The sequence below is a fragment of the Vreelandella arctica genome, assembly GCF_037070215.1.
Classification (GTDB): Bacteria; Pseudomonadota; Gammaproteobacteria; order Pseudomonadales; family Halomonadaceae; genus Vreelandella; species Vreelandella arctica.
This window is the reverse complement of sequence record NZ_JBANSN010000002.1, coordinates 283066-308457: the sequence shown is the minus strand read 5'-3', so window position 1 is coordinate 308457 and position 25392 is coordinate 283066. Positions and strand designations below refer to the sequence as shown.

Annotated in this window: 28 protein-coding genes; 20 read left to right on the top strand and 8 right to left on the bottom strand. The window is 53.7% G+C overall.

The annotated features are described in order from the left end of the window. The first annotated feature begins 1 nt into the window (after position 1). Positions 2-2737, top strand: a complete 2736-nt coding sequence (locus V8L70_RS02980) for a phage tail protein (RefSeq protein WP_336268796.1) — start codon at positions 2-4, stop codon at positions 2735-2737. A 3-nt stretch (positions 2738-2740) separates the two neighbouring features. After that, the gene (locus V8L70_RS02975; RefSeq protein WP_336268795.1) at positions 2741-3424 is read left to right on the top strand and encodes a DUF4376 domain-containing protein; all 684 of its coding nucleotides are present in this window, start codon (positions 2741-2743) and stop codon (positions 3422-3424) included. Between the two features lie 28 nt (positions 3425-3452). Here V8L70_RS02975 and V8L70_RS02970 read toward each other — a convergent pair whose 3' ends face one another. Continuing rightward, positions 3453-4055, bottom strand: a complete 603-nt coding sequence (locus tag V8L70_RS02970; RefSeq protein ID WP_336268794.1) for a hypothetical protein — start codon at positions 4053-4055, stop codon at positions 3453-3455. 268 nt (positions 4056-4323) lie between these two features. Here V8L70_RS02970 and V8L70_RS02965 point away from each other — a divergent pair, with 268 nt between their 5' ends. Further along, positions 4324-5133 (top strand): hypothetical protein, encoded by an 810-nt coding sequence (locus tag V8L70_RS02965; RefSeq protein WP_336268793.1) that lies wholly within the window; start codon positions 4324-4326, stop codon positions 5131-5133. A gap of 378 nt (positions 5134-5511) precedes the next feature. Here the strand turns inward: V8L70_RS02965 and V8L70_RS02960 are convergent. After that, positions 5512-6308 (bottom strand): IS5 family transposase gene (locus V8L70_RS02960; protein WP_336268792.1). Its coding sequence is split into 2 segments (ribosomal slippage): positions 5512-5972 and positions 5972-6308, totalling 798 coding nucleotides; the frame shifts between segments, so codons are not numbered across the junction. Positions 6309-7180: 872 nt separating this feature from the next. Between V8L70_RS02960 and V8L70_RS02955 the strand changes: the two genes are divergently transcribed. The 7 genes from V8L70_RS02955 to V8L70_RS02925 are packed head-to-tail and all read left to right on the top strand — an operon-like array spanning position 7181 to position 13333. Next, positions 7181-8272: a phage tail sheath protein gene (locus V8L70_RS02955; RefSeq protein ID WP_431313208.1), complete on the top strand. Its 1092-nt coding sequence runs from the start codon at positions 7181-7183 to the stop codon at positions 8270-8272. Between the two features lie 20 nt (positions 8273-8292). Next, positions 8293-8805 carry a phage major tail tube protein gene (locus tag V8L70_RS02950; protein WP_336268790.1) on the top strand — a complete coding sequence of 171 codons (513 nt, stop codon included), beginning with the start codon at positions 8293-8295 and terminating at the stop codon, positions 8803-8805. A 45-nt stretch (positions 8806-8850) separates the two neighbouring features. Further along, positions 8851-9159, top strand: coding sequence for a phage tail assembly protein (locus V8L70_RS02945; RefSeq protein ID WP_336268789.1), 309 nt, complete (start codon positions 8851-8853; stop codon positions 9157-9159). A 26-nt stretch (positions 9160-9185) separates the two neighbouring features. Continuing rightward, positions 9186-9323: a GpE family phage tail protein gene (locus tag V8L70_RS02940; protein ID WP_336268788.1), complete on the top strand. Its 138-nt coding sequence runs from the start codon at positions 9186-9188 to the stop codon at positions 9321-9323. Beyond that, positions 9313-11892, top strand: coding sequence for a phage tail tape measure protein (locus V8L70_RS02935; RefSeq protein ID WP_336268787.1), 2580 nt, complete (start codon positions 9313-9315; stop codon positions 11890-11892). The genes V8L70_RS02940 and V8L70_RS02935 overlap by 11 nt, the downstream gene beginning before the upstream one ends. Before the next feature lie 14 nt (positions 11893-11906). Further along, positions 11907-12350 (top strand): phage tail protein, encoded by a 444-nt coding sequence (locus tag V8L70_RS02930; protein WP_336268786.1) that lies wholly within the window; start codon positions 11907-11909, stop codon positions 12348-12350. Beyond that, positions 12347-13333 (top strand): phage late control D family protein, encoded by a 987-nt coding sequence (locus tag V8L70_RS02925; protein ID WP_336268785.1) that lies wholly within the window; start codon positions 12347-12349, stop codon positions 13331-13333. Before V8L70_RS02930 ends, V8L70_RS02925 begins: the two co-directional genes overlap by 4 nt. Positions 13334-13338: 5 nt before the next feature. Here the strand turns inward: V8L70_RS02925 and V8L70_RS02920 are convergent, their stop codons facing one another. Next, a complete protein-coding gene (locus V8L70_RS02920) occupies positions 13339-14334 on the bottom strand; it encodes a hypothetical protein (protein WP_336268783.1) in 996 nt (331 codons plus the stop codon). 249 nt (positions 14335-14583) lie between these two features. Beyond that, entirely contained in the window at positions 14584-14934 is a 351-nt protein-coding gene (locus tag V8L70_RS02915) for a S24/S26 family peptidase (RefSeq protein WP_336268782.1), read from the bottom strand. A gap of 115 nt (positions 14935-15049) precedes the next feature. Here V8L70_RS02915 and V8L70_RS02910 point away from each other — a divergent pair, with 115 nt between their 5' ends. Continuing rightward, the gene (locus tag V8L70_RS02910) at positions 15050-16396 is read left to right on the top strand and encodes a Y-family DNA polymerase (protein WP_336268780.1); all 1347 of its coding nucleotides are present in this window, start codon (positions 15050-15052) and stop codon (positions 16394-16396) included. 5 nt (positions 16397-16401) lie between these two features. Here V8L70_RS02910 and V8L70_RS02905 read toward each other — a convergent pair whose 3' ends face one another. The 4 genes from V8L70_RS02905 to V8L70_RS02890 form a co-directional block, all read right to left on the bottom strand. Next, positions 16402-17106: a hypothetical protein gene (locus V8L70_RS02905; RefSeq protein WP_336268778.1), complete on the bottom strand. Its 705-nt coding sequence runs from the start codon at positions 17104-17106 to the stop codon at positions 16402-16404. Further along, entirely contained in the window at positions 17078-18202 is a 1125-nt protein-coding gene (locus V8L70_RS02900) for a hypothetical protein (protein WP_336268777.1), read from the bottom strand. The genes V8L70_RS02905 and V8L70_RS02900 overlap by 29 nt, the downstream gene beginning before the upstream one ends. Next, positions 18199-19251 carry a PD-(D/E)XK nuclease domain-containing protein gene (locus V8L70_RS02895; protein WP_336268776.1) on the bottom strand — a complete coding sequence of 351 codons (1053 nt, stop codon included), beginning with the start codon at positions 19249-19251 and terminating at the stop codon, positions 18199-18201. Before V8L70_RS02895 ends, V8L70_RS02900 begins: the two co-directional genes overlap by 4 nt. A gap of 275 nt (positions 19252-19526) precedes the next feature. Next, entirely contained in the window at positions 19527-20192 is a 666-nt protein-coding gene (locus V8L70_RS02890) for an XRE family transcriptional regulator (RefSeq protein WP_336268775.1), read from the bottom strand. Between the two features lie 93 nt (positions 20193-20285). Here V8L70_RS02890 and V8L70_RS02885 point away from each other — a divergent pair, with 93 nt between their 5' ends. From V8L70_RS02885 to V8L70_RS02845, 9 genes are all read left to right on the top strand, one after another. Beyond that, positions 20286-20612, top strand: a complete 327-nt coding sequence (locus tag V8L70_RS02885; protein WP_336268773.1) for a hypothetical protein — start codon at positions 20286-20288, stop codon at positions 20610-20612. Positions 20613-20681: 69 nt separating this feature from the next. Beyond that, positions 20682-20888, top strand: coding sequence for a hypothetical protein (locus V8L70_RS02880; protein WP_336268772.1), 207 nt, complete (start codon positions 20682-20684; stop codon positions 20886-20888). 25 nt (positions 20889-20913) lie between these two features. Next, positions 20914-21117 (top strand): hypothetical protein, encoded by a 204-nt coding sequence (locus tag V8L70_RS02875; protein WP_133731170.1) that lies wholly within the window; start codon positions 20914-20916, stop codon positions 21115-21117. A gap of 38 nt (positions 21118-21155) precedes the next feature. Further along, positions 21156-21359: a hypothetical protein gene (locus tag V8L70_RS02870; RefSeq protein ID WP_336268770.1), complete on the top strand. Its 204-nt coding sequence runs from the start codon at positions 21156-21158 to the stop codon at positions 21357-21359. Then, positions 21359-21616 carry an ogr/Delta-like zinc finger family protein gene (locus tag V8L70_RS02865; protein ID WP_336268769.1) on the top strand — a complete coding sequence of 86 codons (258 nt, stop codon included), beginning with the start codon at positions 21359-21361 and terminating at the stop codon, positions 21614-21616. Before V8L70_RS02870 ends, V8L70_RS02865 begins: the two co-directional genes overlap by 1 nt. A gap of 45 nt (positions 21617-21661) precedes the next feature. Beyond that, a complete protein-coding gene (locus tag V8L70_RS02860; protein WP_336268768.1) occupies positions 21662-24328 on the top strand; it encodes a toprim domain-containing protein in 2667 nt (888 codons plus the stop codon). Between the two features lie 20 nt (positions 24329-24348). After that, entirely contained in the window at positions 24349-24744 is a 396-nt protein-coding gene (locus V8L70_RS02855; RefSeq protein ID WP_336268767.1) for a DUF7673 family protein, read from the top strand. 2 nt (positions 24745-24746) lie between these two features. Further along, a complete protein-coding gene (locus tag V8L70_RS02850; RefSeq protein ID WP_336268766.1) occupies positions 24747-24962 on the top strand; it encodes a TraR/DksA family transcriptional regulator in 216 nt (71 codons plus the stop codon). Next, complete coding sequence (locus tag V8L70_RS02845; protein WP_336268765.1) at positions 24952-25245, top strand: hypothetical protein; 294 nt, start codon at positions 24952-24954, stop codon at positions 25243-25245. The genes V8L70_RS02850 and V8L70_RS02845 overlap by 11 nt, the downstream gene beginning before the upstream one ends. Positions 25246-25392: the final 147 nt, after the last annotated feature.

Sequence of the window (25392 nt, the reverse complement as noted above, 5' to 3'; positions counted from 1 at the left end):
GATGGCCAACTTTCCCGGCTTAGTGCTCACCCAGGCAGGCCGCAACCTACAAGCCAAAGCCCAGATCGGCGCGCCTTTAACGTTTTCCCGCGTCGCCCTCGGCGACGGGATCAGCGCGGCACCGGATGCGATGGCAGCGCTAGATAATGAGCAGCTCTCGCTCAGCATCCAAGATTTTGAAGTGATCGGCGACGGCACCTCACGCATGCGCGTCATCATGACCAATGAGTCATTGGATAACGGCTTTTTTGTGCGCGAGCTAGGCGTATTTGCCGAAGACCCGGACACTGGCGAAGAACAGCTCTACAGCTACTCAAACGCTGGAGACCAGCCGGACTTCCTGCCCGCCGGTGGCGGCGCGACGTTGGTCGAAAATGTCTTTGATCTCTACACCGTGGTGGGCAACGCGCAAAACGTCACGGCGAAGATATCGGACTACATCACTATAGCGACCAAGCAAGACATCGACGAGATCCGGCCGATGCTGCTACCGGAAGATGGCACCGTTAATCAGCTGCTGCGCAAGGCCAGCAACGCGCCCGGCGACACCGTATGGTTCACTCCAGAAGAAGGCATCGGCGTGCAGGTGGAGTCTCGCGAGGAGCGCCGTGTTGCCGTCGAAAGCCAGCGCATCTTCGCCCTCACCGGTGTCACCACCCAGGGTCTAGCGGTCTACGTCAACGGCGAGCGCTATGGCCGTCACCGCTGGCAGCCGCTGGGCGCAACGCAAGTGCGCTTTCAAAGCGAGCTAAGCGACGGTGATGAAGTGCTGTTCGTCCAAAACGAGGAAGTCGGCGAGATCGAGGTCGCCCGTGTCTCGCTCACCGGCGAAGGCCTGATCTACCCCGGCACCACCAACGAATACGTGATCACCGATTTTGACTTCGCCGCCGAGTATTCAGCCAACGCCAGCCGGGGCACGCTGACCCGCGACGGCGATACGCTCACCCTGGTGCTGGACGCAGGCGAGCCCGATGGCGCGCTCGATCTCAACATCGCCCGTGACGGTGCCGGTGTGACCTACGCCCTGGCCGTGGGAGCGCCCCGTGTGCGCACGCCACAAATCACCTACCCCGGTAGCGGCGATACCGGTGTGGATTTACAGCCCACTTTCAGCGCGACCGCCTTTGCAACCTACCCGGCGAGTTTTGATGATCAGGCATCAGCAACATGGGTCGTTGCCCGTGATGAGGCGCTGACAGACATCGTGATCGAGGTCACCACCAGCGAGGATCTCACCAGCTGGCGGCCCGACGAGGCGCTGCCGCTCGACACCGACCTGTTTGTCGGCGTGACCTATACCGGCGCTACCCTGGGCGACTCGGCACCCGCTGCCGTGATCGCGTTTCGCACCACGGCTCAATACATCGTGCAGCCCACGATCACGAGCCCCGTTAATGGCGCGACCAACATACACGAGAAACCAATCCTGGAAACCAGTGCGTTTCAAACGTTCCCGGCAGGTGTGGACACCCAACGGGCAACCAGCTGGTGGCTCTATGACGATGAAGATAATGTGGCTTGGGAGTCGCTCAACAACATCAGCAACCTGACCAGTATCGCCCTGCCAGCAGGCGTTATTAAAGAGGGTAAAACGTACCGACCGGAAGCACAGCATCACGGTAACAGCCTGCCCAGCAGTGACAGGTCGCCAGAATCATCGTTCACAACGGTCACCACGTTCAAGGCGCTTTACTTCGCCACCATTAACGGGACTGGCACGTTGGTGAAAGTTGATCCGTCTACTCTACAGCCGGTCGCCAACATGGATGGCACTGGACGCCAGTGGAGCACCATCGGGGCGGCATTTACTAATGGTCCAACTGTTGGACACGCTCAGACAGGCATCGTCTGGGGCGACGACGAATATCTCTACGTCGGCGGATCTTCCAGCGGGGTCGCCAAGTTTGATAAAGACTGCAATCTGATCGGCTATTGCGATCTGTCAGACGCGACATACGCGCCAGGCAGAACCATGGTCACATTCGGCGGTGGCTATCTATGGTGTGGTGGGAACAAAGGGATAATCAAGATCGATCCCGCCACGATGACCGTGGAGGCTGAGTACTCGGTCGACTCCGTGGGCGGTTATGGCATCGCATACATGGCCAAGACCGACACCATCGCCATTGGAGGTCAAAACACCTCCGCTGCCGATGACATGTCGGTTTTCGCCCCGGCATCTGCCGCGACGGTTGGGAGTATTGCAAGCTCGGGGAGTGGAGTAGGGCTGCCATTTTATTCGGGCAATCTGGATCGCGTATTCATGATCCGTCAATACGAAGGGGAGTTTTGGGGATACGTCACTACCGATCCCATTAATGGCGGGTTCAGAGCCACCTCTCCTATCCTTAATGGCACACCACCAAATTACATGTATGGCGGCATGTTTTGGTCTGAGGCTAAGCAGTTAGGTTATGCCGTTAGTTATTACGGCCAGTTCTGGACAATTAGTGACTCGACGGCTGCTTTAGCAGCAATTAACCCATCAGACATGGGTTCCGGCACCCAGGCAGCTTGTATTGACAAAGAAGGAGCCGTCTATATCGCATGCAGGCTCGATACGTCAAATGGTGATGCTAATGCTGACATTGTCGTGTACGACGGCACGACTCGTCTGGCCGAAACATCAGCGGGCTGGCTATTAGGATGGAGTAACGAAACCAGTATTGCTTCCGGCTGCATGACCATCAACGTCTCGCCCACCCAACTGCAAAGTATTCCGCTAGGAGGCTAAGCCATGTTTTCCGTTCCATCATCTAATTATATCGCCTCTGGCATTGCACGGCTTTATTCTGCGCATTACCAGCCCGAACCGGGTGCGATTAACGTGGGGATGTTGTATCAAGACCCAGCAAACGATACTTCTCTTGAAAAGGGCTACGAGTATACCGCCGCTTATGACCAAGTATCCGGTTTCGTGCTGCGCTACCGGCGAACGGTAGCCGATGTCGATACCGAAACGCTGGAGATCCTTGCACCACATGGTGATTGGGAGTTGCACGGCAATATAAGCAAAGAAGCTACCCAACGAGAACTAGCCGCTGTCCGCTATAACCGTGAAACCGGCGGCGTTGAGCTACCCGACGGCTCCCGAATTCGCACCGACCGTGAAAGCCAAGCGCAAGTCAACGCGGCATATACCACGCTGCGCGATAGTTTCCTAACGACCGCCGACTTCAAAGGTGAAAACGGATGGGTCACGATCACGCTGGCCGAGATCACCCCAATTGCCAAAGCAGTGGCCCAGCATGTGCAGCCCTGCTTCACGGCCGAGCGCCGCGTCAGTGAGAAAATTAACGCCGCCGAAGATGCCGAAGCGCTCAACGCTATCGATATCGCTGGGGAGTTTGCGGCAGCGTTGGAAGCGATTAAAGCTGAGCAGCTTGAGTCTGCAGAAACATCTGCCGCAACCGAAACCTAAAGCCACTCAAGCCCGCCACCCGGCGGGCTTACTCTGTCAGTCGGCGAGCTAAATTGATATACGAAAACAGCTCACGTGCTAGCGGTGAGAGCGAGTTCGGGTTCTGCACAGCGCCACTCAAGCCAGGTGAGTCGCTAGTTACCAAACTCGTGCGCATTAGCCCGTTAGTAATAGCCGATAGCATCGTGCTCTCAATTCCTAGAGTGTCTTCGCACTCCTTGATGAACGCTTCGCGGTTACTTTCATGATCGCGGCGAAAATCCCCATCAACGTAGATCTGATGGCGATGCATCGTCACTAGAATATCAAGCTCAGTTTTCGTTACTCCACTCAATGCACCAACGGCCATTTGCACAAAATCGGGCTTGTCTTCTACATCCCCCGACTTGATGCTACCGATCATTGCGTCAGCTAAATAATCAACGACCTCCGTGTTCGAGCAGTGTTCAAAGGCTCTGGCCACTCTCATAAAAACGGCAAACCGATCATCGCTAGCAATCAAGTCCTCAATACTCATTCCTCCTTGACGTGCTCGCTCTTCCAACCTCTCAAACTTCCACTCCATGTGTTTGGAATAGGCACCTTTGAGTAAGATCGACATCAGTTTTGCACCTACCGAAATGGAATCCATTGGCTCGCTCTCCTAGCTACTTTTATTTCTTTCATAATGCCCATAACCCTAACTCCTTACACCTAAGCATAACCAGCACAGCCATACGCCTCTTTAGAGAAGCTTGCTTTTTTTTTAGAATTAAAATTAAGATACCAGGACACACAACCGATCCATGCAACCGCAAAACCGGTCATTAGAATAACGACTACTGCACCGCCCTATTGGCCGAGAATGGCACCATCAGTGAACCAACTTTTAAAATATGCTGGAAGAGGACTCAAATAAAATGACAAAAGATTTACAATCCGAACAGCAAAAGTACGTCGATTACATAGAAAGAATTAATGGCGGGGCAGCAAGCCGACTCACATGGGAAGATTTATATGCAATACTTGATCATCTCACCGAGGGTGTGCCTAACATTATCCAGCCCATTAAAACAAGTAACTCTTTGCTCAGAGGAAGAATAATCGAGAAAGATTCATTGAATAGGGTCGAGCAGCTATCCTACCCTCCCAATAAGTTGTGTTTATCTTATGGTAGGTGTAATAAACCGAACTTACCCGTTTGCTATGCAGGCATTGGATATGAGCTTATATTCTCTGAGTTAGGAGCTCAAGAAGGTGATTACGTTGGAATAGCAGGACTTCGCCCAACTGAAGATTTATTTTTTTTAAGGCTGGGGGCTCTAGATATCTGGCGCCGAACTTCAGGAAATTGTTTACTACCTGATGCAGTAAAGCAACAAATCAAAGAGATACATGCCGATCCAAAAAATATTGTTGCCTTTATTTTAGATGCGTTTATTAGCGACTGGTTTTCAAAAAAAGGAAACTCAGTGACTTACAAGCTCACAAGTGCATATACCAGCGTCTTGTTTAATACATACCAAGAGCTCTCAGGAATTATTTACGATAGTGTCAATCACACCAAAGGATCATGCATCTCCATAAAGGACACTGCCTTTGATAATTATTTCTCCTTTACCGAATTTCAAGTTGTAAAAATAAAATCATATCTTGGCTATGGTATTTATGACTGGGAGTTAATTCAGTCCGCAAAAGACACTAAAGAAGGGTTTATCTGCTGGGAGTGACTTCATTTTTACCTTACTAGTGTTTTGTCAACTCCATACAACACATGTAAGCTAAACCCTGTCCCAAAAATATCAACTTAAAACCCATCCGCTCAATAAAAAGCATCAAGCAAAGATAAAAAGCTCACCTATGTTTGTTAGGGCGGGCTTTATTCACACCCCACGATGTAAACCGCCCCACTCCCTCCCAGCACCGCTAATCACCTGCACTTGTTCCTTCGTGAATTCAACACTTTCCAGTAAACCTGTGCAGGATCCACTACGTCACTCGATAAATATCACCACGACGCACGTGTTGCAGAAGCGAACTACTTTGCCTACCCGACCACTACTGGCTGACGAAAACATGGGCGTTGAGACTAAGAGCGCCTTTCAAAACTATCGTATGAGCCGCTTCAAGCAGATCAGGGAGCAGCCCAGTAAAGTGAACGCATAGTGGATGTCAGTACGCCGCTCATATCGTGTTGCGAGTCGACGCATCTGTTCCAGCCAGGCGAAGGTTCTTTCAACCACCCAGCGATGGCGTCCTAGTCGCTGAGTATCTTCCACACCACGTCTGGCTATACGAGCCTGAATATGGCGTCTATTGCAGGCACGGCGACAACGAGCAAAGTCGTATGCCTTGTCGGCGTGAAGCTTACGGGGTCGCTGGCGAGGACGACCAAGACGACCTGCGACGGGGGTTACCGTGTCTAGCAGAACAGATAGGGGAACGCTGTCATGCATATTGGCCCCGGAAAGAACGACCGCCAACGGTGTTCCCTTTCGATCCGTCAGTAGGTGCCGTTTAGTCCCGGGTCGCCCACGGTCTGTCGGGTTTGGGCCGATGGCGGATCCCCCTTTTTTGCCTTGATGGAGGCGCTATCCATGCAAGCACGATCCCAGTCCAGTTGTTCAGCTTCTTGCAGGTATTCCAGCAACGTCTGATGAAGCTTTATCCAGACACCAGCTTCATGCCAATCACGCAGTCGTCGCCAGCAAGTGACGCCGGAACCGCACCCCATTTCTTGAGGTAACATCTCCCAAGGGATGCCTGACTTAAGCACAAACAGGATGCCGGTCAAGGCGGCACGGTTGGAAACACGTGGCCTGCCACCATCAGGCTTGGGTGGTTCAGGTGGCAAGATCGGCTCGACAATTTCCCAGAGTTCATCAGGTACAATCTTCTTCGCCATATTCGCTAAGCTAGGCAAGTAGACGAGCTATTTCAAGGGTTTTGAAAGAAGCTCTAAACGAACACAGCCCAACACAGCCCGCTAATCAGTGGGCTGTGTGTATTTTAAGCAAAAAGATGGTGTACAGCGGTTTTAACAAGAAAAACAGTCTATAGCGTGCTTGATGTTGTCAAAAGAGTAACGTGCTGATTTTTCTACATATAGTAGAAAATAGTTAAAAAAGTGCCTCATATGGTGGGTGGTCAAGTCTATACTTCATTTCGATGACACGTATGATGTGATCTGCAACCCAACATTAAGAGGTATGAAATCAACCAGATGAAGAAATCAGCAATAGACGAAAAAGCCTCAGTCTTGGGAACTGAGGCTTTAAATTCGCATAAGGCGTTGGCGCGCCGTAACACGATAGGTGATTAGCCTATGAATGAAACTAACATATGCAGAGGCAAGCTCAAGGAAAAAATACACTATTTGTGTACATTTTCCTCATTTAGTGTCGTGGATTTATCAGTAGAGGCACACCTATGAAAGCCGAACTGTTAGTCCAAATCACTGAAATTATGGTCAATATAGCGACTGCAATACATATGCTATGGCCATTTATACCGCCCACTTACTAACCAACTAAGCCCGCCACGGCGGGCTTTTTTATGCCCGCTCACACCCCACGGTGTAAACCGCCCCACTCACACCCAACACCGCTACCACCCTCCCCCAAGCCCCCGCACGATACCTGCGTGAATTCACAACATTTAAAGTGAACCTGCGCAGGAGCCACCATGGCACTCGATCAATACCACCACGGCGTGCGCGTTGCGGAAGTCAACGACGGCACGCGCACCATTCGCACCGTCTCCACGGCGGTGATTGGCGTGGTCTGCACCGCTTCCGATGCGGATGCCACTACCTTCCCCCTTAACCAGCCCGCCCTGGTCACCAACGTAGATACCGCCATTGGTAAGGCCGGTACCCAGGGCACGCTGAAAGACACCCTCACCGCCATCAGCCAGCAAGCCAAGCCGATCATCGTCGTGGTGCGGGTAGAGGAAGGCATCGACGACGACGAAACCACCGCCAATGTGATTGGCACCACGACGGAGCTGGGCCAGCGCACCGGCCTGCAGGCGCTGCTGACCGCCAAGCAGAAGCTGGGCGTTACGCCGCGCATTATTGGCGTGCCCTACCTGGATACCCAGCCGGTGGCCACCGCCATGGTCTCGGTGCTGCAGCAGCTGCGCGCCTTTGGCTACTTCTACGCCCACGGCTGCGAAACGGTTTCGGAGGTGATTGCCTACCGCGATGAATTTGGCGCACGTGAGCTGATGCCCATCTGGCCCCAGTGGCAAGCGTTCGATACCGACGATGCCGATACGGTGGATATCAGCCCCGTGGCCATCGCCCTGGGCCTGCGCGCCAAGCTGGATCAAACCGTGGGCTGGCATAAAACCCTGAGTAACGTGGTGGTCAACGGCGTCACCGGCATCAATAAAGATGTGTTCTGGGATCTGCAATCCCCCGCCACCGATGCGGGACTGCTCAACGCCGCCGATGTCACCACCCTGGTCAACCAGAGCGGTTACCGCTTCTGGGGCTCGCGCACCTGCGCCGGGCCGCAAAGCCTGTTCCCGTTCGAGAACTACACCCGCACCGCGCAGATCCTCGCCGACACCGTGGCCGAAGCGCACCTCTGGGCGGTGGACCTGCCCCTTCACGCCTCATTGGCCCGGGACATTATCGAAGGACTCAACGCCAAGTTCCGCGAGCTGAAAACCCTGGGGCTGATTGTCGATGCTAACGCCTGGCTAAACGAAGACCTCAACACCCAGACCTCCCTCAAGGCCGGAAAGCTGCGCATCGACTACGACTACACCCCGGTGCCGCCGTTAGAGGATCTCGGCTTCCAGCAGCGCATTACCGATTCGTACCTGGCTGACTTCGCCGAGCGCGTTGCGGCCACCGCCTGAACTGATTAGCGAGAGACCCCATGGCACTCCCCAAAAAGCTCAAAGACCTCAACCTGTTCAGCAACGGCGACAGCTGGCAGGGCATTGTGCAGGCCATCACCCTGCCCACCCTCACCCGCAAGATCGAAGAGTGGCGCGGCGGTGGTATGGATGGCCCCGTCGGTATCGATATGGGCCAGGACGGCCTGCTGACCGTTCAATGGACGGTCGGCGGGCTGGTCGAAAGCATCTTCGACAACTTCGGAAGCTCCCGCATCGATGCCGACATGCTGCGCATGACCGGCAGCTACGAGCGTGACGATATCGACGACGCCTCCTCAGTTGAGGTCGTCATGCGCGGCCGCCACACCGAGATCGATATGGGCGACGCCCAGGCCGGTGAGAACACCGAGCACCAGGTCACCAGCACGCTCAGCTACTACAAGCTGACCATCGACGGCTCCACCAAGATCGAGATCGATCTGGTCAACGGCGTGTTCAAGGTCAACGGTGAAGACCGCCTGGCCGGTCGCCGTCAACGGCTGGGTATTTAACCGCCCCTTTTCTCTTAACCCCACACATTCAACAGGAACACCACCATGACCAAAGCCGCCGTTACCCAAGCCATCGCTGCCACCATCACGCTGGATACCCCGCTTACCCGTGGCGAAACCGAGATCACCGAATTGCGCCTGCGCAAACCCACCTCTGGCGAGCTGCGCGGCGTCTCACTGGCCGATGTGCTGCAGATGCAAACCGACGCACTGATCACCCTGATTCCGCGCCTCTCCACGCCTTCGCTAACCGCCGTCGAAGTACGCCAGATGGACCCGGCTGACCTGGTCCAATGTGGCGGTGAGATCGCTGGTTTTTTGCTGACGAAGCGGGCCAAGGGCGAGACCGAATAAACCTACCCGGTCAGGTGGAAGATGCTATGGCGGATCTCGCCATCGTCTTCCACTGGTCACCGGATGACTGCGCCGACTTCAGCCTGCGGGAGCTAATGGAGTGGCGCGAACGGGCGCGAAAACGCAGCACACCCACGGAAAACAGGAGCCAGCGTGGCGCGTAATCTTAGGCTGCAGGTGATACTCAACGCGGTTGACCGGGCCACCCGCCCTCTGCGGGCGATTGATCGCGCCTCCCAGGGCGCCTCTCAAGCCATGCGTGAAAACCGCGACCGCTTAAAGCAACTGCAGGCCACTCAGAAAGACGTTAGCTCCTTTCGCAACCTCACCCGGCAATCCACCAGCACCACCACCGCCCTACGCGAACAGCAGGAGCGCATCCGCCGCCTGTCGCAACAGATGCAGTCCAACCAGGGCGATACCGCCGCCTTGGCCGCCGAACGCAGAAAGGCCATTACCCAAGCCCGCAGGCTGACCCAGCGCTACGATGAAGAACGCCAAACGCTGCAGCGGTTGCGTACCTCGCTCAACAATAACGGGGTCAGCACCGCCCACCTCTCCCGCGACCAACGCAGGCTTGCCAGCGAAATACAGCGGGCCAACACCACGGTGGATGAGCAGCGGCACCGGTTAAAGCGGCTAGCAGAACAGCAGCGCAACACCGCCCAAGCCCGTGGCCGATACGACCGTGCCATGAGCATGCGCAACAACATGGCCGGTACCGGTGCAGGTATGGTGGCCAGTGGCGGTTCAGCGCTCTATGCCGGGGCACGCCTCCTGGCCCCCGGTGTTGAATACGGGGAGTCGATGTCGCGGGTGCAGGCGCTCACCCGCATGGAAGCTGACGACGAACGCTTCCAGGCCCTTAAACGGCAAGCGCGGGAGCTAGGAGCCACCACCGCCTTTAGTGCCGGGCAATCTGCCGATGCCCAAGGCTACCTGGCCATGGCAGGCTTTGATCCGGATGCCATTCAAGCCGCCATGCCGGATATGCTCAACCTGGCACTGGCCAACCGTACCGATCTCGGCCGCACGGCGGATATCTCCTCCAACATTCTCTCCGGCTTCGGGCTAGACCCCGCCGAGATGGGCCGCGTGGGCGATGTGCTTACCGCCACCACCACGCGGGCCAACGTCGACCTGCAGATGCTTGGCGAATCCATGAAGTACGTCGCCCCCCAGGCGCGGGCGATGAATATGTCGCTGGAACAATCCGCCGCCATGGCCGGGCTGCTGGGCAACGTGGGTATTCAAGGTAGCCAGGCAGGCACCACCCTGCGCGCCATGGTCACCCGTTTGGCCGCCCCCACCGGGGCCGCCGCCGGAGCGCTGGCAGATCTAGGCGTCAACGCCAAGGATGCCCAAGGCAACCTGCGCGATATTCCCCGCATCCTCACCGATGTGGCCAAAGCCACCGAGGAGATGGGCAACGCCGACCGCGCCGCCTACCTGAAGGATATCTTCGGCGAAGAACCCGGCGCAGGCATGGCCGAGCTGATCGCCCAGCAAGGCAGCGCGGGCATTGAGCAGTTTGTCGAGATCCTTTCCAACGCCGCCGGCGAAAACGCCCGTGTGGCGAAAACCATGGCCGACAACATCGGCGGCGACCTCAAATCGCTCAGCAGCGCCTGGGATGAAGTAGGCATCTCCATCACCGAGACCAACAACGGCCCGCTGCGTGATCTCATCCAGAACGTCACCGCCATCACCCGTGGCGTGGGCCGCTGGATCAATGAAAACCCCAAACTTGCCGGTACCATCACCAAGGTGGCCGCCATTCTGGCCGTGCTGGTCACGGCAGGCGGCGCGCTCACGCTGATGCTCGCCTCCATTCTCGGCCCCATCGCTATGGTGCGCTACGGCATGGCGTTAGTCGGCCCGCAGATCCTGATGGCAGGCAAAGCGTTCCTATGGCTGGGCGGCGTGTTCCGCACGGTGTCGATGTTCCTGCTCGCCAACCCCATTGGCGTGGCCATCGCCGCGATCGCTGCCGCGGCTTACCTGATCTACCGCCACTGGGAACCGATTAAGGCGTTTTTCCAAGGGCTCTGGCAGCAGGTGAAAGACGCGTTCAATAACGGCATTAGCGGCGTGGCGCAGCTGCTTTTGAACTGGTCGCCGCTTGGCCTGATTTACCGGGGCATAACCTCCGGGCTTTCTGCGCTGGGTGTCGAGATCCCCGAGCAGTTCAGTTCCCTAGGCAGTTCCATTGTAGAAGGCATCATTGGCGGGCTAACCGGCAAACTGGGCGAGCTGCGCAGCCGTGTGACCGATATGGCCGGTAGCGTAAAAAGCTGGTTCGCCGACGTGCTGGATATCAACAGTCCTTCCCGAGTGTTTACCCAGTTAGGCGGCTACACGGTGGACGGCCTGAACCAAGGGCTTGCTGCCCAACAGGATGAACCTGCCAAGCGTGTTCGCGAGATCGCCCGCCGCGTGACCCGCGCAGGGGCTGGGCTGGCATTGGGCGCCGCTACCCTACCTGCAGCAGCGATGCCCAGCATCGAGCAGCAAGCGCCTATTCAGTTCGATAACCGCCCGCCGCTGACCACTTCCAGCGCTCAAGCAGGCGGCTTCAGCATGGGCGATATCAATATCAACGTCACCCCTGCCCCCGGCATGAACGAACAACAGCTCGCCCAATACGTGGCGCAGGAAGTGCAGCGCGCCCTGGCCAACGCGCAACGCGACGCTCAGGCACGCCAGCGTTCGTCACTGCGCGACCTCGATTAACCGGAGTACTCATCATGTTAATGGCGTTAGGCATGTTCGTGTTTGAAACCCGCACCGTGCCCTACCAGGAGCTCAAGCGCATTACAGAGTGGCGGCACCCCAGCCAATCCCGCGTGGGGCAGCGCCCCGCCTACCAGTTTGCTGGCCCAGGCGCCGACACCACCACCCTTAGCGGCACCCTGCTGCCCACCTTCACCGGCGGGCGCTTCAGTCTGGATGAGATCCGCGAGATGGCCGACCAGGGCAACGCCTGGCCGCTGGTCGAAGGCACCGGCCGCCAGTACGGCTTATGGGTCGTCACCCGTGTGGAAGAAACCAGCACTCACTTCTTCCGCGACGGCGCCGCCGAAAAAATCGAGTTCAACCTCACGCTCGAGCACGTCGATGACGAACGCACCGACCTGATCGGCCGCTTGGCCCTGCCCGCCGTGGCGCGCCTAGCCGGTGGCTACGTATGAACGCATACCCAAAGCCCGGCTATCGAATCACGTTGGATGGCACCGACATCACCCCACGCATTAACGGCCGCCTGATCAGTTTGACGCTACGCGAGCAGCGCGGGCTAGAAGCCGACCAACTGGATATCATCCTGGCCGATCACGATGGCCAGCTCGCCATTCCACCTCGCGGCGCCGAGCTGCAGGTGGCCTTTGGCTGGTTGGATGATGGGCTGATCGATAAGGGCCGCTTTACGGTAGATGAAGTGCAGCACAGCGGCACACCCGACCAGCTCACCATTCGCGCCCGATCGGCAGATATGCGCGGCCAACTGCCCGGCAAGCGTACCCAAAGTTGGCACGATGTGACGCTGGGCGAGATCGTCACCACTATCGCCAGCCGCAACGAAATAGAGCCAGTGGTGGCCGCAGCCCTCAACGGCATCCGCATTGGCCATATCGATCAAACCGACGAGTCGGATCTGAATTTTCTTACTCGCCTGGGCGAACGCTACGACGCCATTGCCGCCATCAAAGCCGGGCGCTTGTTGTTCACCGTGGCAGGCGAAGGCCTTACTGCTAGCGGCCAAGACATGCCCGCCATTCCCCTCACCCGCCGCGACGGCGACCAGCACCGCTACAGCGTGACTGATCGCGACGCCTACAGCGGCGTAAAAGCCTACTGGAATGACACAAGAGGCGCAGAGCGCAAAACCGTACTCGCAGGCAGCGGCGACAACGCCAAGCAACTGCGCCCCACCTACGCCACGGAAGAGGACGCCTTGGCCGCGGCCCGCGCCGAATGGCAACGCATCCAGCGCGGCCTAGCAGAGTTTGAGCTAACGCTGGCACTGGGGCGGGCGGACATACTGCCTGAGTCGCCGCTAACGCTCAGCGGTTACAAGCCCCAGATCGACGCAACCACTTGGTTGGTGGCGGAAGTGACGCACTCGCTGAATGATGGTGGTTTCGGGACGCAGGTAAGGTGTGAGGTCAAAAACTGAAACTATTAAGCGTCTATAATCAAATTGGTTGCTCCAAACTTTTTAATTATCTCAGAGTCGCTTAGCGATATTTCCCGTTCTGCCTTTGATATTGATATTGGCTCACTGAATTTCCCCAAGTACCACATCCGATATAAATTGATTCGCTCTTTTTGATCTGACGTTAGATAAATAAAATATTTTCTATCTGAATTTTCAAAAACAACTTGCTCCGAACAAAAAGCTCTAGCCTGATCACAGATTACTTCTATCTCTAATAGCTCTTTATGAATTCTAGAAACCACTCTTGGCCCAGTGTCATGTTTGAAGTATTCCAATTCATTTAATAGATCAATTTTTCGCTTCAGGCTTGATATTAATTTTAATCTATAATCATGACTAAAAAGGCTCACACCATGGGCATGCCCAACAGTATGAGTAAAGACATCCACATCTCTTTCAATTTCACCTGTTTCTTTGTTCTTACCTTCAACGACTTTTCTAACATCTACTGTTACTGCTATTCTTTCGGTTTTAGCCATGCCTTGTAATGTAGATAGAACGCGGGAAGGTAATGACCTCATCAAACTGGAAACAAACTCATTGACTTCACCTAACCGATCATTCTCCTTACTTAAAACATTTAAGATTTTTTGTTTGTCATAAAAGCAGTGGTTTATATAACTAACCCTTTCCAAATATCTTTTTTTGTTATCATAATGACTTACTGATTTTTTCAGCTCACCTTCTGGATCGAAGTCATTAACGCAAGTACTCCCTAGCAAAGATTTCGCGTTGCCTTTTAGCTCAACTACATATCCATTTCTGTGATTTTGGCCACAAAGTTTTTTCAGTTTCTTCTCGCAACAGCACTGAAGAGGAGGCTCAGAGTCAGTTAAGTGATAATCACCTATTAAAGAAACAAAATTATCTACGTTAACCGCGATAGGTTCATCAGCACCTACAAGGTTCAAGACTTCACTAGCTCGTTGGTAAGAGTTAATTTCTAAATTTTTGCTCATTCCACCCCCAGGCCAAGGTACACCGTGCAGATACAGTCAAATGCAAATTAGCACATGCATGGAATGCAAAACAAATTTGGAAGTAAAGGTACGAAAACCCCAGCCATCCATGGCCGGGGGCTCATCCCATTGCCGCAATCTTCTGGCGAAACCTACAAGCAACGCGTGCTTCAATGCGACCAGTTTACTTTTGCATAAATGATGAGGTCATTCTGTAAGCGATTAACGACACAATTTGTAAGAAATCGCTTACACCGCCCAACACCTCGCCTGCCTCACCACCACGCCCTTGAACTGCTGCACGGTCACAAAGCAGCCCTGGCCGCCATTCGTTGGCAACAACCGGCAACGGCTGCCCACACGGTGGGATTTAAACAATCGGTACTCCCCGTCCACCTCTGCCACCACCAGATCCGCGTGGCCGAACGATCGCGCTTCATCCACCACCAGCACATCGCCCTCCATCCACGGCCCGCCTGGGCGTGCGTCTTCGCTTATCTCCACCAGAAAACAACTGGGCGGAAATTTTCGGCTATCCATTTCGGCCACGGCCGGGTGCTCCACGCCCACCACTGCTGGCCCCAAGTAGTTCACTCGCATGCTGTTGCCCTGTGCTTGCTCCACATTAAGCGACGTACATTAGCGTTTGCCTGTCGCTTCCCTGGCTGCTAATACTGTATAAATTAACAGTCTTACACAAGTAGAGATTCTAAATATGATTGGCCTGGTGGATTGCAACAATTTCTACGTCAGCTGCGAGCGTGTGTTCAATCACAAGCTGAACGGCCGCCCGGTGGGCATTATGTCCAACAACGATGGCTGTATTATCGCCCGATCGGAAGAGCTGAAAGCGCTGGGTATCGAGATGGGCACGCCCGCCCACCAGGTGCGTCACCTGGTCGAACGTGGCGAGATCGTGTTGCACTCCTCCAACTACGAGCTTTACGGCGATATGTCCCACCGGGTGCAAGGTATCCTGGAGCAGGAAACCGCCGGTGTAGAGCCCTACTCCATCGATGAGATGTTCGTGCGCATGGATGGCTTCGAGCCGGAAGCACTGCTGGAGCATGCCAAATCGCTGCACAAAAAGGTGCGTCGCGGTACCGGCATTCCCGTGTGTGTCGGTGTGGCTGCGACTCACACCCTCGCCAAGCTGGCCAACCGCATCGCCAAGAAGCACCCTGGCTACCCCGGCGTGTGCATCCTTCACGCGGAAAGCGACGAAGCCAGGCACTTGCTGCAGCAAATTGAGGTAAGCGATGTATGGGGCGTTGGCCGTCGGCTAAACGAGCGCCTGCAGATCCTCGGCATCAACACCGCCTGGGATCTCCGCGAAGCGGACGCCAAGCGCCTGCGGCGCAAGTTCTCGGTCAACATGGAGCGCACGGTGCTGGAACTGCGCGGCATCAGCTGCCTGGAGATGAACTACTTTAACGAACCACGCCAACGCATCATGACCAGCCGATCGTTCAGCCGCCCCACCTCACAGCTTTACGACCTGCAGGGCGCTATTCGCCAACACGCCCAACGCGGCGCCGAAAAGCTGCGCGAGCAAAAGAGCCTCGCCCGCGCCGTGCTGGTGTTTCTCAAAACCGACCGCTTCCGGCCCGACCTGCCCCAATACTCCCCCAGCCTGGCGGTAGAAATGGAACGCCCAAGCCAGGACACCCGCGACATACTCCACGCCGCCCAGGAGGCACTGCGCAAGATCTACCGCCCCAAATACGGCTACAAGAAAGCGGGCGTGATGCTGATCGACCTCACCGACGAGAACCGCCAACAGCTCAGCCTGATGGACACACCGCAAACGGAAGAAGAACGCCAACGCAGCCAAAAGCTAATGGCCACCATGGACGCGCTGAACGAGAAGATGGGTAAGGGAACGGTACGCCTAGGGCTACCGGAAAAGAACGCCCCCTGGCACCTACGCTGCGCGAACCGAAGCCCGCGCTACACGACGAATTGGGATGAGCTGATGGTGGCGTATACGGATGAGGGCGCGGCGAGAATTAGAGGCGCAACATTTTCCAAATTGAGTAAAACGCCAAGTGACCATAAATAAAGAAATTAATATATAACAATATCCTTTGCCGAACTAAAGAAAAAATCTAAAACTTCATCAAAGACATTTTGATCTACACCTAATAGGCCTGCAGATGAAACCTCAACTTTCCCGTGACCATATTTAGTTTTAACGCGCATGCGGATATTACTTACTTTATAACTCTTCCTATCTAAAAAACTCTCAATATCTTTGTAGGCATCTGCAGTAGACGAAATAGAAACATCAGCATATGAAGAACCACTAACCTGAACACCTTTCGCCCTTACTTTATCAACCGTAAAGTGGGAAAATTCTTCAAACAAAGAAGCACGGCTAACAAAATTTTCAATCGAAAGCTTCATCTCTCTAAAATAAATTTTATTACTTAACTCTAATGTTAAGAAATTTACCAATGCTTTTAAGCTTCTAGGAGGATTAAATATCAAAAGCAAATACTCACCCTCTTTACCAAAATGCTGGATTTGAAATTCATACCGAGGGTATCGAACAACATCAATCTCAGTTTCATTACCGTGAATATCAATAATAGTCTCACGGGCAACAACTTTCTCAACATACACTGCAGACAATGAGGAATCACTGTACTCAACCAAAGTACAGTAATTATCCTGAGGACCAAAGTCAGTCAAGCTAGCAATCTTTTCAACAAAGTGTTTCAAAGATATATCAAGTAGACACTTAACTACTTTCACCTTGATCATCATCATCTCCTAGCTGCTCGGAATCAGTGTTTGCAATATGCTGTACAGCTAACTGTGCGGCCTTTTCAATTTTAACACCAAGTTTTCTTTCCATTATATCACTAAAACCATTTCTGCTTGAATTATATTCACCGCCTTCTTTGTACTTATAGAACCCTCTCGCCAAGTAAGAAAAACCAGTAAACTCTTCAGCATTCTTAAACTGAGCTTCAAACTCATATATATCAGAATCAAAGCTATTCTCAACAGCTTGCCAAACTATTTTCCAAATATAAAACCCTTTATCATAAAGTCCTTTTATCTCTTCAGAAAGCAAAACTTTCTCGCCTTTCAAAGAAGCTCGGGTAATATGAACGCCAAGATCTAATACTTCTTCTTCGATATCGCCATCTGAATCTTCAAAATCATCACTTTTATTTTTTGGATTATAAATATACACATCTGTAACATCATGATGAGCTAGCCCATCAAGCTGATGAACCAAATGCTCAAAGAACTCAGTACGCTTCTCAGCACTGCTAATACCTTTCATGTTAATACTTTCAATCGACAACTCAACATCATTATTAACTGCTACGGATTCAACTAGGATCTCTTTCACATTTTCGACAGTATCGGTTAAAGGACTTCTTATTAAGAGTTTACCATCTTCAATTTCAAGATCAATAACACCTTCTCTGTTAATAACCTGACTAAACTCGTTCTTATTAAAATTGGTTATTCTGTAATTCACTAAGACTTCAACTTTATCTCCAATTCTATTTACTTGAGCTGTAGCGTCATACTCCTTAATAAGATCACTTAACTCATGGGCAGCATCTTCTACCTCATCGATTGTAAGCTCTCCCATATCAACATATGAAATTGTTGATTTATCACGACGAGAGCTTGAACCAAGCCTCTTAGCCAAAGCTTGATAGTCATAATAATCATGTAAAAGTCTTGAAAAATATCTTGCCAAATCTTCTCTTGAAGCATCTGAAGAAATCACTATACCCCTAGCTAAAAAAAGTTCTTTCAAATCACTTTTCGTAAGCTTTGACTGATGTAAAGCGTCATAAATAGCTTTATCATTAATGCTATATAGGTTTCCCGAGTTCATTTCTCCCACCCCACATTAATAGTATTAAACACTTTACTCCATGTATCAATTAGCACAAATTCAATATCTTTAAGCAAATTTATTTTATAATCATCGAAACCCCATGCTTGAGAGTATGCAACAATCGCTTTCTCAAAATTTGCTCTTATCTCACTATGTCTTTCAGAACATGCAACTCTAAGTCTTATTTTCTCTCCACTATCCAAAATCTGAAACCTTGAAATCATATCGAAAAAATATATAAATTCTCGATGATCGTTACCTGGCCGATTATAATAAATGACATATCCTGAATCATAACATTTCTCTACCACTTTAGTCTGTTCGTTATACTTCATCACCTCATCATGCTTGATTATCAAATAAGGAGCAGTTAGAAGTTCAATAGTTGCAGCACGTGTGTGAGCTTTACCATGAGTTTTATGAAGAGTCAGCTCAGGATAAAAAAATGAATAATCATCTTGTGGAAAACTCCTATCATGATGCAGTCTCATCACATCGTTGACTACTGTAGTCAAATAATTAATAGCCATTGGATCTAGAATATGGAGGTATTGTTTTTTCTTAATAGGGAGACTATCGGTATTTATAGAAGATGCATCTTTATCATCTTCATCGGGAGTTATGAAATTATAAAACTTATTATCATATTCCCCATCATGGTTATATACAAAGAGCATACCTCTAACATCTGGCGAAGCATTTTCAGACAAAGTGTATCTGCCCTTCCAAATTGGACTAACACGAGCGCACTCAATTGTATAAGCTAAAGACTTAAGAGCACTTCTAACGTTTGATTGCCTTATAGAACCCTTCTTATAACTCTTTAAGTCTGTGTTTAAGAAGACCATTCTGTTTAGGTATGGGTCTGAGTATGAAAAAACCACATCCACGGGATGAGTATGGGTTTCATGTTTAGAATGATTCAAAGGTTTACAGCATGGGAAATTCTCATCCATCAGATCTGCTTTATCCCACCTAAAGAATGAGAAAAGCTCTTCAGAAACATACTTTGCCATGATTTCAGTATTACTTGTCTCGCCAGCCATTTATGATCCCCATTAATTAGGCCACGCTAAAATTTTTAATTATGAACTACCTTATCCAAGCTTGACGCCATGCTTGTCAAAAATATCAATAGATTAATTCATTTCCTATAATCAGCTTTAACTGTACAACTGAATTAGGCAATAAAATGTCTGTAGCTTAAGAACAAAGCCAGTTCATTTCCTTGGCATTGTAAAATGAATCAAACCAACACAAAGAACCATTGCAATGGGGCAAGTGAAGGCATTAGCTGGATGTTAAAGTGAGTAATAACTCATTAAACCACCCGCCCAATCCGAATCTCACACCGCCCCAGAATCTCAACATCATGCATATCCTGCGGCTTAATCATTTCCGGCTGGTAGTGGTCGTTGTCGCTGATCAAATACAGCGCGCCGCCCGCCAGGCGCTGCACCCTTTTAATTCTTCGCTCGCCACTCACCAGCAGCAAAAAAACACCTTCCTGTTTCGGGTCGCGATTACTGCGATCCACCAGCACCCAGTCGCCATCGTCTAGCGTCCCGAGCATTGAATCACCCCGCACTTTAACGCCCACCACTTGCGCAGGGTCTAGCCCCTGCTCCGCCAGTTCTGCACTGGAAAAATACAGCGTGGTTTTTATCGGCTCGCCTTCAAAGCTGCGGCCAGCGCCCGCTGCCGCTTCGATGTCGTACATCTTCACTGGCGAAAGATCCGGCGATGGTTCACTTAAAGGAACCCCAAGAGGTTGAGCGGTTGCTGTTCCTGAACGGTGGCCTTTGAGCACATAAAAAATATCAACGCCTTCATCAGAAACCGCCGACAGATAAGAAGAATCAGGGCTACTAGTGCCTTTTTCGTATTTGATTTGGGTTGTTTTTCCGACACCACCAATCAGGGCCAGAGCCGTCTGGCTCAGTCCAAGTCGCTCACGTTCTTCTTTTAAGCGCTCACCAATGACCATTTTTATGAACCATCCTTATTGACAGGTTCATTTTTATGAACCAATCTATTCATGTCTTTCACTCTACAACACAACGCAAAGGGAACCACTGCCATGGTCACCATCATTGCCACCATTGTTATGCCTACCACTCAGACCACCCTGTTCCGCGGGGTCGAGGTGGAGCTTGAGCGCTGCTCTGAACAAACCCGCCGCAATATCGAAACCGCATTGAAGCGCGGTACCAACACGCCTAATCCGCTGGCGGATATTGAAGCGCTGGAAGAGAACACCACCGCCGAGGCCGTGGGCCAACTCGCTGCCACGATGCTGGCCCGTAACGCCTCTAGCGATGAAGTCGAAGACGCCCTTTGCGAACTGCGCACCTACATGGATGAACACTTCCTCCAGCGCAAGCTGGTGCGCCTTTACGAGCGTTAATACAGACGCTCGGCCGCCTTGTTCAAGCTCTCGTTTAAAGTCTTTCACTCTATTAAGGAAGCCTAACCCATGGCCACCACTAACACCATTACCCCAAAGCCAATTTATGCCCCCAAGGGGTGTAACTGCCCAGTCATGATTCACCTCACCGAAAGCGAGCGGGAGGAGCTGAAGCGCATTCAGGAGCTGGAAATGCGCTCGATGTCGGCCGCTGGTCGCATGTTGCTGCTCCGCGGCATCGCCGAGTACGACCAAGACACGCTGAACGCCGAATGACCTTGCCTGCATAAGGATGTTTGCCATGTACCAAGACCCCAAACGTGTGCGCTCTCGTTACGCCGCTCTCAATTTGGATCAGTACGAGGCCCAGCTGATCGATGCGCTGGTGGATTACACCGGCATCGAACGGGCGTCGCTGCTGCGTCAACTGGTGCTGAAAGAAGCACTGGAGACGCTAGGCGTTGCTGATCTCTCTGTTAGCACTATGCCCCAGCAGGCGTCGTAAACGCAGGCCCTTTTGAGGGCCTCAAGGAGCACTGAAGTATGGCTGACCAACCCGCCCGCAGCGATCTACGCCTTCCGCTGGATGACCAGCTGGAGGCGGTGCTGCAGCAGGTATGCGAACAGCAGGATTTGCAAAGCCTGGATGACGCCGCCGAGTGGCTACTCCGCAGGCGCTTACGCAAAGGCACCCAAGGACTCACCGGCCGTGGCCGCGCCCTTTACCCCATTGAGAGAAAACATTGATGACAGCTAGCAAACACCGCATTCCTTGCCCGCACTGCGACCAGAACCTGCGCATTCGTAAAAGCCAGGGGCTTACGCCGCTATACCGCGAGGCGATCGCGGAATGCCGCAATGACGACTGTGGGTTTCGGGCGAAGGCGCGCATAGAGCTGTGCAACACGTTAACGCCTAGCGATATGCCCAACCCGGCGATTGATCTGCCGTTTACGCCCACCTTGCTTAGCCAGGCGATCAAGCAGGCGCAACGGACATCGTAAACGCCTAATCGGCCCCGCTACTGACTGTGACATAAGGAGGCGAGCGTGAATATATCGCTGCGCCAGGACATTGTTGCGCGCTTAATCAGCGATTTTGAGGCGATTGAGCGCGGCCCCTACCTGCAACGGGTGCGCTGCCCCGAGTGCGGTAAGCGCGAGGCGTACATCAACGCCGATACGCCTTGGATGCTGAAGTGCGGGCGGGAAAACAACTGTGGCGCACAAATCCACGTCAAAGCGCTGTTCCCGGATCTATTTCGTTCCTGGAGCGAGCGCTACAGCACTAAGGTGGGCGAAAAGCCCACCTCTCAAACACCCGTGGCCGATGGCTACCTGCGCGATGGCCGCGGCTTCGAGCTTGCCCGTATTCAGGGCTGGTACACCCAAGAGAGCTACTGGAAGCCGGAGATCGGCGGTACCGCCACCGTCCGCTTCGCCCTGCCCGGCGGCGCTTACTGGGAGCGCCTGCTGGATAATCCGGAGCGCTTTGGTAAGCAGAAAGCCAATTTCGTTGGCCGCTATAAAGGCCAGTGGTGGTGCCCGCCTGCACTCACCGCAGCGGATCTGGTCGCCGCCGGTGAAGTGTGGATTGTAGAGGGCATCTTCGACGCGATCGCCCTCTACCACCACGGCATCGCCGCGGTTTCCGCCATGAGCTGCGGCAACTACCCGGATGAAGCCCTAAATGCCCTGGCGGATGCCGCCCATCAAGCCGGTACCAGCCGCCCCACCCTCGTGTGGGCGCTGGATAACAACCGTGCTGGCCACAACGCCATTCACAAGCATGTAAGGCGCGCCCGTGCGGCAGGCTGGGATTGTGACGCCGCACAGATCCCCAACGGTGACCACGACTGGAACGATGCCCACCAGCGCGGCGAACTGACCGAGAAGCACCAGGAAACCTACCGCTACCACGGCGACCTGCTATTGGCCCCCACGGCCATGGCGAAGGCGCTGCTGATCTACAAGCGCCGCGAACAGCGGGAGTTCTGGTTCGAGTTCAAACGCCAGCTGTGGTGGTGGAAGTTGGACATGGACGCCTTCGACCGCGCCCTGCGCGCCGATGGGCTGGACGGTGAAGACCAGCGTCAAATCGACCCCGCCCTGCGCGATGCCGCCCTGGAGCAATCCGGCAGCGTGAAACGGATCTGCACCTGTTACCCCACGGCGCTCTACTACCAGGCGAACGCGGTGACTGATGAGAGCTGGTACTACTACCGCGTGGAGTTTCCCGACGGCCGCCCGCCAATCAAGAACACCTTTAGCGGTGGCCAATTGGCCTCCGCCTCTGAGTACAAAAAGCGCCTGCTGGGCATTGCGCCAGGTGCCGTATGGACGGGCACTAGCCAGCAACTGGATAGCCTGCTGCAGGATCAGATCGGCAACATCAAAACCGTCGAGACGATCGACTTCATCGGCTACAGCAAGGAGCACGGCGCCTATGTGTTCGGCGATCTTGCCGTAGCCGGTGGCAAGGTGGTGCCGATTAACAGCGAGGACTTCTTCGAGCTTGGCCCCCGTCGCCAACTGAAAACCCTCAGCCAATCCGTGGCGCTACATATCAACCCCGACCGCAAGGCGTTCAACACCGAGTGGACACAGCAGCTGCTCGGCGCGTTTGGCACCCGCGGCGTGATCGCCCTGGGTTACTGGCTGGGCAGCCTGCTGGCCGAGCAGATCCGCGCCGAGATGGGCAGCTTCCCGTTTTTGGAGATCGTCGGTGAAGCCGGTGCGGGTAAATCCACGCTGATCGAGTTTCTGTGGAAGCTATGCGGACGCCGTGACTATGAAGGCTTCGACCCCAGCAAGGCCACCATGCCGGCACGCTCGCGCAACTTCGCCCAGGTAAGCAACCTGCCGGTGGTGCTGATTGAATCCGACCGCGAACAGGAAGGCGGTGCTAAACAGAAGCAGTTCGATTGGGATGAGCTCAAAACCGCCTTTAACGGCCGCTCGATCCGTGCCCGTGGCGTGAAGAACAGCGGCAACGACACCTACGAACCGCCCTTTCGCGGCAGCATCGTGATTAGCCAGAACGCCCCAGTGCAGGCAGGCGAAGCCATTCAAACCCGCATCTGCCACCTGCACTTCACCCGCGAAGGCCAGAACAAACAGACCAAGGTACTCGCCGAGGCGCTGGAACGTACCGAGATCGAGCATGTTAGCCAGTTCGCCCTGGCAGTGGCCCAACGTGAGGCCGCGCTACTGGCATTGATCACTAAGCGCGCCCGCCACTACGCCGACCAACTGGCAGATGACCCGGATATCAAGGTGCTGCGCATCGCCAAGTGCCACGGCCAACTGATGGCCCTGGTGGAGTGCCTGGGGCCGGAAGGCTTGGATCTCTTCGACCAGCAAACCCTGGATATCGCCCTGGGCCATATCAAGCAGATGGCCCGGGAGCGTCAGCAATCCATCAACGCCGACCACCCGCTGGTCGCTGAATTCTGGGAAGCCTTCGACTACATCGAGGGGCTACGCGACGAGCCCATGCTGAACCACTACGGCAAGGGCAGCGACATGATCGCGATCAACCTTAAAGACTTCGAGCGCACCTGCGCCGAATACAAGCTGCGCACCCCGGAGGTGCGTGAGCTGAAGCGTTACCTGAAGAGCAGCAAGACCCGCAAGTTTATCGATTCCAACCGCACCGTGAACTCCCGCGTCCGCCTCAACGGCGGCAGCGTGAAGTGCTGGGTGTTTCAAGCGTGATAACGCCAAAGGAGCCCGTAATGACCACTCAATCAAATATGCCCCGTGTTTCAGAACGCCTAAGCCAGCGCGACCACGAAGCCCTGGAAGCGCTGTTTGCCGAGGAAGACGAAACCGACCTTAAGCGTGAACAACTCGACGAAAAAGGCCCTGAAGCGTTGCTGCGCCTTGTAAAGGTCGCCGACGGATCGTCGGGCCAGAGCCAACATTGCCGCCGCGTACTTCTATCCGTTTACAACGGAGCCGCCTGGCCACTCGACCCCACCCGCTTACGCGTGATCGATCGCGAACTACAGGAGGCTGCACTCACGCTCATTGAGTGGAGCATTCACGCCTTCGATGAGCCCCACACCTATATCCGCAACGGCGACCACGTGATGCAGGGCTATGCCGCTATTGAACAAGAGGAGCAATAACCATGGCAGATAACGCCGACATCGCCGCCGAGCTGATGGAACGCCGTATGGAGGCCGCTTTGAGCAACCGGCTTTCTCTTTACATTCCCAATCCAGACCCAGAGTGCGAAGACTGCGGCCAAGAGATCCCCCAGGCACGCCGCGATGCCCTGCCGTGGGCCACTACATGCATCGAGTGTCAGGGGATTCGTGAACAACGGAGGCGGCATGTGCGCTGAACAACCCAAGGGCGGGAAGCTTGCTCGGCAAGCCGCCATGCTCTGCCAGGATAGCGCCTTTCGGCTCTACCTGGACCGCCGCCGGCGCGCCAAACACGGCATGACAGATTTCCAGTTACCCGACGGCACCCACAACACCGAAGACGCCCGCGACTGGCTCTGCGCTGCTTGCCAAATCCAAAGCCGGGCCGAACTAGATCACAACCCTCGTGCAGCGGGCATGTTTCATGTTATTCGTAAACGTTATCAACAATATCGCTTAAAGCAGAATAGAGATTTATGAGTAGCAACCCGATTGATCAGATCTTAGCAAAATCGTTACGAGGCCCTTTGACCAAAGAGGAGCAAGCCCGGTTATCAGCTAGTTTTAATGCATTAAGAAAGCAGGCGCCGACCCCTACTCGTACGGAGGCAAGCTTGATACGCGAGA